Source organism: Phormidium sp. CCY1219 (assembly GCF_035615515.1).
Lineage (GTDB): Bacteria > Cyanobacteriota > Cyanobacteriia > Cyanobacteriales > Laspinemataceae > CCY1219.
Window position 1 is genome coordinate 1 of the sequence record NZ_JAJENT010000607.1, and the last position, 8775, is coordinate 8775.

8 protein-coding genes and 1 pseudogene are annotated in these 8775 nt (G+C 54.7%); 7 read left to right on the top strand and 2 right to left on the bottom strand.

What is annotated here, in order from left to right:
* Positions 1 to 72 precede the first annotated feature (72 nt).
* Entirely contained in the window at positions 73 to 204 is a 132-nt protein-coding gene (locus tag LKK83_RS17055; protein ID WP_324632446.1) for a hypothetical protein, read from the top strand.
* Here the strand turns inward: LKK83_RS17055 and LKK83_RS17060 are convergent.
* Positions 201 to 440 carry a hypothetical protein gene (locus tag LKK83_RS17060; protein WP_324632447.1) on the bottom strand — a complete coding sequence of 80 codons (240 nt, stop codon included), beginning with the start codon at positions 438 to 440 and terminating at the stop codon, positions 201 to 203. The two genes, LKK83_RS17055 and LKK83_RS17060, sit on opposite strands and share 4 nt — an antisense overlap.
* A 116-nt stretch (positions 441 to 556) precedes the next feature.
* Between LKK83_RS17060 and LKK83_RS17065 the strand changes: the two genes are divergently transcribed.
* The 6 genes from LKK83_RS17065 to LKK83_RS17090 all read left to right on the top strand — a co-directional run bounded on the left by LKK83_RS17065 (position 557) and on the right by LKK83_RS17090 (position 8156).
* Positions 557 to 1168 carry a FeoA family protein gene (locus LKK83_RS17065; protein ID WP_324632449.1) on the top strand — a complete coding sequence of 204 codons (612 nt, stop codon included), beginning with the start codon at positions 557 to 559 and terminating at the stop codon, positions 1166 to 1168.
* Positions 1168 to 3513 (top strand): Fe(2+) transporter permease subunit FeoB, encoded by a 2346-nt coding sequence (gene feoB, locus LKK83_RS17070; RefSeq protein WP_324632450.1) that lies wholly within the window; start codon positions 1168 to 1170, stop codon positions 3511 to 3513. The genes LKK83_RS17065 and feoB overlap by 1 nt, the downstream gene beginning before the upstream one ends.
* Before the next feature lie 143 nt (positions 3514 to 3656).
* Positions 3657 to 3917: a FeoC-like transcriptional regulator gene (locus tag LKK83_RS17075; RefSeq protein ID WP_324632451.1), complete on the top strand. Its 261-nt coding sequence runs from the start codon at positions 3657 to 3659 to the stop codon at positions 3915 to 3917.
* A 514-nt stretch (positions 3918 to 4431) separates the two neighbouring features.
* On the top strand, positions 4432 to 5535 hold the full coding sequence (locus LKK83_RS17080; RefSeq protein ID WP_324632452.1) for an HMA2 domain-containing protein: 1104 nt from the start codon (positions 4432 to 4434) through the stop codon (positions 5533 to 5535).
* A complete protein-coding gene (locus LKK83_RS17085) occupies positions 5535 to 7784 on the top strand; it encodes a heavy metal translocating P-type ATPase (protein WP_324632453.1) in 2250 nt (749 codons plus the stop codon). Before LKK83_RS17080 ends, LKK83_RS17085 begins: the two co-directional genes overlap by 1 nt.
* Positions 7785 to 7829: 45 nt before the next feature.
* Positions 7830 to 8156 carry a DUF5132 domain-containing protein gene (locus LKK83_RS17090; protein WP_324632454.1) on the top strand — a complete coding sequence of 109 codons (327 nt, stop codon included), beginning with the start codon at positions 7830 to 7832 and terminating at the stop codon, positions 8154 to 8156.
* Between the two features lie 124 nt (positions 8157 to 8280).
* On the opposite strand, the pseudogene LKK83_RS17095 reads toward LKK83_RS17090, so the two are convergent.
* Positions 8281 to 8775 (bottom strand): annotated as a pseudogene (locus tag LKK83_RS17095) (hypothetical protein); the annotation flags it as partial.

An 8775-nucleotide genomic window follows, 5' to 3' on the forward strand; every position in this document is an offset into this window, starting at 1 on the left:
GGCTAAAGCCGCACGTTCGTTTTTCCTCCCCCGGCTAAAGCACGGGGGTTTCCAAACGTATCGGAGGTTATCATGAATCATCAACCGTTTCTGACCCCGGGGTTCAATTACGCGAAAGCACACAGAAGTGGCGTACCGGGGTATAGCAAAGAACTCCCCAGAAAAGTCGCCCGCGAAATCGGCAGTTTTCACCTAGAGTGTTAGGGTGGCAATAGAACCAGCAGGCAATCCGTCGGGCAAGCTCCGATGTGACGCTCCATAAGTTTTTGAGAGAATGTCAGCAACTCCGGACCGACAATACCGGACTTTTGCCCTACAATGTCAACTGAGGTGGTAAAGACCGCACGCGAGGAAAGTGACAGCAGGTAGAGACGCGCGCGGGTCAACCCATCACTATTTTGGAAAAATAGGAGAAAGCGTAAAAAACGCAGTGCATTCATAGTAAAATAGGATGAAGTGGATTTGTGGCTCGACTCTGGGGCTATTTTCCCCCAGAGTCGCGATCGTCAACTTTTCGGTTTTTATTGACAATAATTATCAACTAAGGAGAAATGGAATGAAAGGAATGGCCAGGAGAAACAATCGGCATCACCGACAAAGAAACCGTGGAGAAGGCTGGTTGAGCTTTTTTGCGGAAACGCCTAATATGACGGAATGCAGGACGCTGAGCAGCGCTCGCGGCATACCGCTGGGGATGGCACAGGCGGGCGATCGCCTGCGGGTGCAGGAGCTAAGCGGCGGCGAAAACATGATAAATCATCTCATTAAGCTGGGGTTAGTTCCGGGCAAGGAACTGCAAGTGGTGAGTCGGCGGGAATCCGGATCGGTGATGGTAGCGATCGCCGGGAAACACGTAGCGTTAGGGGCGAGTATGGCGCATCACATCCTCTGCACGGAAGAGGCGATCGGCCAACAAAATATCCCCACCCCGGGCAAAACGCGGTTGCGGGAAATCTGCATTGGTTGCAAAGGGCGCGTGGTTGGATACCAATGCACCACGCGCAGCTACAAACGTCGCCTGCTGTCAATGGGACTGACGCCGGGAACCGAATTCACCGTGACCCGCCACGCCCCCCTCGGCGACCCCACGGAAATCAAACTGCGGGGCTTTAGCCTCACCCTTCGCAAAGACGAAGCAGACGCCCTGCACATCGAGGAGGTTAACTAATGACACAACCGACAATTGGGTTACTTGGCAACCCCAACTGCGGCAAAACCTGCTTGTTCAATGCCTTAACCGGATCGAACCAACAAGTGGGCAACTGGCCCGGGGTCACGGTGGAGCGCAAATACGGTAAATATCGCGAGAACGATCGCGAGATAGCCGTAGTGGATTTGCCCGGGGTGTATTGCCTCGACGCCGAAGAAGACGAAAGCGGACTGGACGAAAGAGTAGCGCGGGATTACCTGAGTTGCGGCGAAGCGGATGTCATTGTCAATATTGTAGATGCATCGAACTTAGAGCGCAACCTGTATCTGACCACCCAACTGGTAGAGATGCGCTTGCCGATCGTGGTAGCGCTGAACATGATGGATGTAGCGCGCGATCGCGGGGTGAAAATTTATCCCGACCTCCTCGCCGAAAAACTCGGCTGTCCGGTGATTCCGATTGTCGCCGCCAAGGGAGAGGGAATAGAGAGCCTGCGATCGGCGATCGGGGAACAACTGCAAACCCCCACCATGCCTCACGCTTACGTTCCCTATCCGCCGGTTCTGGAAGAAGCGCTACTGGACTTAGAGACCGCGATTTGCGACCAACAGCGCGCCGTGCAAGTGTCCCCGCGCTGGACCGCGCTCAAACTGCTGGAATACGACGATCGCAGCAATGTAGAACTCAGCGATCGCGACTTCGATCGCCTGGTGGTGACCAACCGCCGCAAAATCCACCAAACCCTGGGCGAAGACCTGGATATCATTATTGCCGACAGTCGCTATAGCTTCATCCACCAAATCGCCAAAAGTGCCACGGATCGCAGCGGCGAAGCCAGTAGCACCCTCACGGAAAACATCGATCGCGTGGTACTCAACCGCTGGTTGGGAATCCCCATCTTTTTAGGCGTCATGTATTTGATGTTCTTGTTTACCATCAATATCAGCAGCGCCTTTATCGACTTTTTCGATATCTTAGCCGGGACGATTTTCGTGGATGGGTTGAGCCACCTGCTGGGGAATCTCGGCACCCCCGAGTGGTTGGTGGTTCTACTCGCCGAAGGAGCTGGAGGCGGGATTCAAACCGTAGCCACATTTATTCCGGTGATTGGATTTTTGTTCCTGTTTCTCTCCTTTTTGGAAGACTCCGGCTATATGGCGCGCGCCGCCTTTGTGATGGATCGGTTTATGCGCTTTATCGGGTTGCCCGGGAAATCCTTCGTGCCGATGTTAGTCGGGTTTGGCTGTAACGTGCCGGGGATCATGTCTACCCGCACCTTGGAGAACAAACGCGATCGCTTGATTACCATCGTGATGAACCCGTTTATGTCCTGCGGGGCGCGGTTGCCCGTGTATGCCTTATTTGCCGCCGCCTTTTTCCCGATCGCGGGACAAAATATCGTCTTTGGACTGTACCTGATCGGGATTACCGCCGCGATTTGCACCGGGTTAATCTTGAAAAATACTCTATTGCGCGGGGAAGCTTCCACCTTCGTGATGGAACTGCCTCCCTATCACTTACCTACGGTTAAGGCGGTGCTGTTCCGCACGTGGGATCGGCTGAAAGCGTTTATAATGAAAGCCGGGAAAGTCATCGTCCTGATGGTGGTGGTGCTGGGGTTATTAAATTCCGTGAGCGTCGATGGCTCTTTTGGGCACCAAGATAGCGATCGCTCCATCCTCAGCGCCACCAGTCGCAGCGTGACCCCGGTGCTGGCCCCGATGGGCATCGAACAAGACAACTGGCCCGCCACCGTGGGCATTTTTACGGGTGTCTTCGCCAAAGAAGCTCTGGTAGGAACATTGGATTCCCTATACAGCGAAATGGCTCGCGAGCGCATGGATGCAGCCACAGAGGATGGATCGGGCGAGGCATTCGACTTCTGGGGCAATGTAGGCGCTGCATTTGCCACGATTCCGGCTAACTTAGCCGAAGTGCCCGGTGCCTTGCTCGACCCCCTGGGTCTGAATGTGGGGGAAGTGCAAGAAATCGATATTGCCGCAGCGGAACAAAATGTCTCTCTAGGTACCTTTGGCGAAATGAACCGCCGCTTTGGGTCTCAGGCGAGTGCCTTTGCTTATCTGCTGTTCGTGCTGCTATACGCTCCCTGTGTCTCGGCGATCGCGGCAGTTTATCGCGAAACTACCGCTCGATGGACGGTATTTGTGGTGGCTTGGACCACCGGTTTGGCCTATTGGGTAGCCGTGATGTACTATCAAGTCGCAACCCTACCGGCACATCCCGTTTCTTCCCTCCTGTGGATCGGCGGACTTCTCCTCGTTTTAGGCGCGACTTTTATCGGCTTGAAAATGGCGCGACCCGTTCCACAGGCGAAACGTCAACAAGCAATAAGCAGTTCTTGAGTTTATCCCCCACCCCTTTCTCTTGGAGGTGGGGATAATTAATTCTCTAGGGATTCGTCCTTTGGGACTTGTCCAATTTTGATGGCAGGGACTTCAATAAATGATTTAAACTGATAATAGACATGTAAAAAAAAGGATCCGTCGTGATTTTAAGTGACATTCAAACTTATCTATCCCAACAAGGGAAAGCCTCTCTGGCCGAACTTTCGGTACACTTTCGCATTGATGCCGATGCGTTGCGCCCCATGTTGGCCAAACTGGTTCGCAAACATCGCCTGCGAAAAATCGAACAACCCCAAAAATGCTGCGGTTGTAGCGCCTGCACGGCGGAAAGTCTAATCGTCTATGAATGGGTGGGGGCGAAGCGGAAATCTTTTGCAACTGCATCGAAAAACGGGCAATAACATCCGCACCTCTATCCTGACAAAAAATTCCGGCGGAGGGCTTGCTTGGTTGATGCTAACATCGCCAATGATGGGTCTTCTTTGGGGGGAGATTGCAAAAGTTTCTCAATCGAATGGCAAATTGCTATCGCCTGCGGTGAAAAAAAATCGCCCGAGCTAACCGTTTCGAGTTGAGGCATTTTTGGATAGCAACCGAGTCAGGGGGTCATATTATTGGTAGGCTTTCTCAATCTAAGTTTTTCGAGGGGAACTATCAGTTCGCCTTCCGGTTCAAGCCCCCGGTCAAGTTCAGACTCGGGGAAGGGGAAGGAGAAATATTTCTGCTATTCTAGCATAGGTTTTTTTGATAACCAAATCTTAAAGTTTTGTTAAATAAATCGGCGAAAGCGATCGCATCACCCTAATATGGTTGTACTCTGAAAAAAGGATATGAATCCGTGGGAAATTTTCTGGCGGCACGCCGGTCCCGACGCGCATTCAGGAAAAACAACTCTACGGGAGGAGAGGAAGACGAATGACGAGTACAACCGCAACCCCAACTATCGGGAGCATTCAACTGGTGCAAGCTATCTCTGGATGCGTGCAGCTTCGCGCGTCCGATGCCAATGCGGAGGTATGGCTGAATACCCTCGGGCAACAGTTGCGATCGCGACGGGGGGTGTTGGCGGTTTATACCGATGCCACCACAGGTTATTTGATTATCGTCTTCGATCCCAGCGCGCTGCCCTTGGCGGAGATGTTGAACATTCTGCAGCAGTGGGGGGTGTCGGGGATTAACGTACCGCAGACGCCGGCCCTGCAAGTGGGACAATTCCTGCAGCAACACCACGAAGTAGAAGCGATCGCGCCGATGATTGTGGGGATGGTGCTGACGCAAACCCTGCGCCTGCGCGGGGGATGGGCGCTGCTGGCCAATTTAGTGGGGGCGAGCGTGACCCGTCAAGCCCTGGAACAATTAGAGAAAAGCTCAGAAGCAGCGATATCCACCGGACCAAACGAAGCGATCGCCGCACTTCCGGAAGCCCCCGCCGAAGAAGCAGAAGCAGAACGCCCGGTGGCGATCGTCCACGCCATTCCGGGACGAGTGCGGTTTCGCATCCCGGCCCTGAGTGACGAGTTTGAATGTGCCGAACGCCTGCAAACCGTGTTCGCCGCCGATCGCCGCATCACCAGTGCCCGGATCAACCGACTCGCCGCCTCGGCGATCGTGGTTTACGAATCCGATGGCGTATCCGATAGCGAAATTATCCTAGAATTTGTAGACTTAATCAAGGCCGCGATCGGGGAAACTTCACCTTCCGAAACCGAGAGCCAAACCACGGCCCGGGAAACGATGCCGGGGGAGGGTGAAGGCGAAAAAAAGTATCACCCCCCGGCACAGAATAACGGGAATTTGGCGAGAGAAAATCCCGCACAAAACCGCGAACCTCCCGGGGTGAGCATGGCTTTAGTAAACGAAAGCGAGGGGAAAACGGCAAAGGAGGTAATGCTGCTAGAGGGACAAGCAGAGGAAGCTTGGAGTTATTTTAATCCTTGTTTTGCCCGAGCATTTTTCAACTCGGTGATGACCCGCATCATGGGAAGCAACACCGCAGAAGCGACCACAGGAGAAGGGTAATGAAAACCAAGAGCGAAAATCGGGAAATCGAGCCGATCGCTCCTTACCAGGTGACTGATGCGTGGATTGCCTGTTGCGTGGTGCATGCGATTCCCGGACGAGTGAGATTTCGGGTGCCTCGGTTAGCGGGGGATACCGCCTATGGCGATCGCTTGGTGCAGGGGATATCCGCCGCCGCCGAAGTGACCCAAGTGCGGGTGAACGTCACCGCCGCCAGCGTGGTAATTTGCTATAAAACCCACAGCCTGAGCGACGAGGAAGTGCGATCGCGCTGTGTGGGGTGGATTCAAACCGCAGTCACGGCGGAGAAAGTGCAGGGAAACCCTCCCGCCGCCGCACCGGTGGAGAAAGCCGAGTCAGAAACAGCCGACTGGTCCGACTTGAAAGCGCCAGCGATCGCCACAGTGCTGGCGGTACTGAGCGGACCGTTGCGGCTACCGATACCCCGGACGATTGTAGCGGCAAGTGTGGCAACAGCAGCTTGGCCGGTGGCCAAACGGGCGATCGCCAGTTTGCTGGGAGAGCGACGGATTAATATCGATTGTTTGGATATGATGGCGATCGCCCTGTCCTCCCTGCGCGGGAACTTAGTGACGCCGGCATTGGTGATGACCCTGCACGAACTCGGGGATACCATCCGCGATCGCACCGCCCGCGCTTCCGCCGCCAAAACCGCCGATTTGCTCGATACCCTGGGACATTATGCCTGGGTAGAACGCGAGGGCGAGAAACGGCAAATCCCCGCCACCGAGGTGCAAGTGGGCGAAACCGCGATCGTCTATCCCGGAGAACAAATTCCCGTAGACGGGCAAGTGCTGCGCGGACAAGCCACCATCGACACCCAGAAACTCACCGGGGAATCCATGCCGATCGTCGCCGATATCGGCACCACCGTGTATGCCTCCACCCTGGTTAGATCCGGCGAGATTTACGTGAAAGCCGAACGAGTGGGAGCCGCAACCCGCGCCGCCGCCAGCTTAGAACTGGTGCGACAAGCCCCGGTACACGATACGCGCATGGAAAACTATGCCGCCAACATCGCCGATCGCGCCATCCTCCCCGCCTCCCTTTGGGCCGCCGTGGTGTGGGCCTTTACCCGGGATCCGGGACGGGCAGCCGCGATTCTTACCTTAGACTTCGTGACCGGATTGCGCGTTTCCCTGCCCACCACCTTGATGGCTGCCTTGACCCATGCCACCCGACATGGGATACTCATCCGCAGCGGGCGGGCATTGGAACAATTGGCAGAAGTGGACACCATTGTGTTCGACAAAACCGGGACGCTCACTTGCGGCGATATATCAGTTGTGAAAATCGAGCCAGTGGCCGGTCGCCTGAGCGAAGACCGACTGCTGGAACTGACCGCAGCAGCCGAACAACGGATTACCCATCCCGTGGCCGAAGCCGTCATGGACTGCGCCCGCGATCGCAACCTGCAGATTCCTCCGCGCGGCGAGTGGCATTACGAAGTCGGCTTGGGCATTCGAGCCGAAATTGACGGGCATAATGTGCTGGTGGGTAGCGATCGCTTCTTGCTGCAAGAAGGAATCGATTTGGATTGCCTGTACGAACAAATGCCCTGCCTCGGACCGGAAGGGTGCGAGAAAGGGAGTTGTTTGATTACGGCAGATTGTTCCTTGATTTATGTGGCTTGCGATCGCGAGTTTCAAGGGGTGATTCAATATGCCGACCCCCTGCGATCGGACAGTGGCCCGGTGATTCGGCAACTGCAGGGCGAGTATGGGTTAGAGCTGCACTTGCTCACCGGGGACGATCGCAAACGGGCGATCGCCGTGGGGCAAGAGTTGGCCCTGCCCGAGGGGAACATCCACGCCGAAGCCTTCCCAGAAGAGAAAGCAACCATCGTGCGCCAGTTGCACGAATCCGGCAAAACCGTGGCATTTGCCGGGGATGGATTGAATGATTCCGTCGCCCTGGCATATGCCGATGTTTCGATTTCCTTTGGGAATGGATCCGACGTGGCGCGCGAAACCGCCGATGTGGTGCTGATGAATAACGACTTGTATAGTTTGCTCGAAGCGATCGCGATCGCCAAGGAAACCCAGCACGTCATCCAGCAAAATATCGGCTTGTCCGTTGCGCCGAATATCGCCGCCTTGGCATTTGCCTCCACCGTGGGCTTGCATCCCCTCGCCGCCACCGCAATTCACAACGGTTCCGCGATCGCCGCCGGCTTAAATGGATTGCGTCCCCTGATGCACGTGGACCCGCCCACACCCGCCGCTTAACCCGCTAAACTTTTATGCAGTGTTATCGTTAAAGAGGATACTATTATGGCTAGCAATTTGACCGCCAACCACATGCGCGAACATCTCGGGGAGTTGATGGAAGGAGGACAGCGAAACCGCAACCTCGCCTTAGCTGTAGGCGCATTAGCGATCGCCCCGATAGTGGTTCCCGCGATCGCCAAAGCCGCCAAACCGATCGCCAAAGCGACGATTAAAAACGGCATTTGTCTCTATGAAAAAGGCAAAGTCGCCGCCGCTGAAGCCGGCGAAGTTTGGCAAGATATGGTCGCCGAAGCCAAAGCCGAAGCCGTCGCCTCCCAAACCCAACCCCAGAGCCAATCTCCCGCCTCCAATCGGGTGGTAATCGAATAGGCTTAAAAAGCCCCTGGGTCAGGGTGGGGCGTTAGTCCGCACAAAGCCCGCCTACGCGGGCTAATTTTTTTGGATTGGCAATTGTCCCCCCGGCATATCATCTGGGAAGCGTATATAGCGGATTTCAAATTAATGTGGTAGGCAACTCTCTTCTGTCCCAACCGCCAATGCACCGAATCGGTGAGAAATTCTTTACCGCACCACTATGAGAACCCCTATAAACAGCGCTTGATTGAAATCGCGCCTTGGCTTTTCTTGCGGGAGCATGACAAGGATTCATTGGGTTGGCGATCGCATTGTATAGTTCCAGGCGTAAGCCCAAGTTGTATCGCAATAGGTCACTGTCCGTGAAGAACAGGCCACATTCATTACACTTGCCCTTTTGCTTCTTCAACAGTTTGGCTAACTTGGCTGGAATTCCAACCTTGTTGATTCCTCTCTTACTCCAGTAAGCCCAATCTCCATCAAATGGAGACTTATCATCTTTGACTTTGATGTGTCGCTTGATAGGCGTTTCATCATGTTTGAATAGTCTCAACCCTTCTTGCGCTTGAAACGTCCAGTTTCCATTGGCTCCATGATGGTAATACTTTCTGAGCTTATCAATGGACGCTTTCCC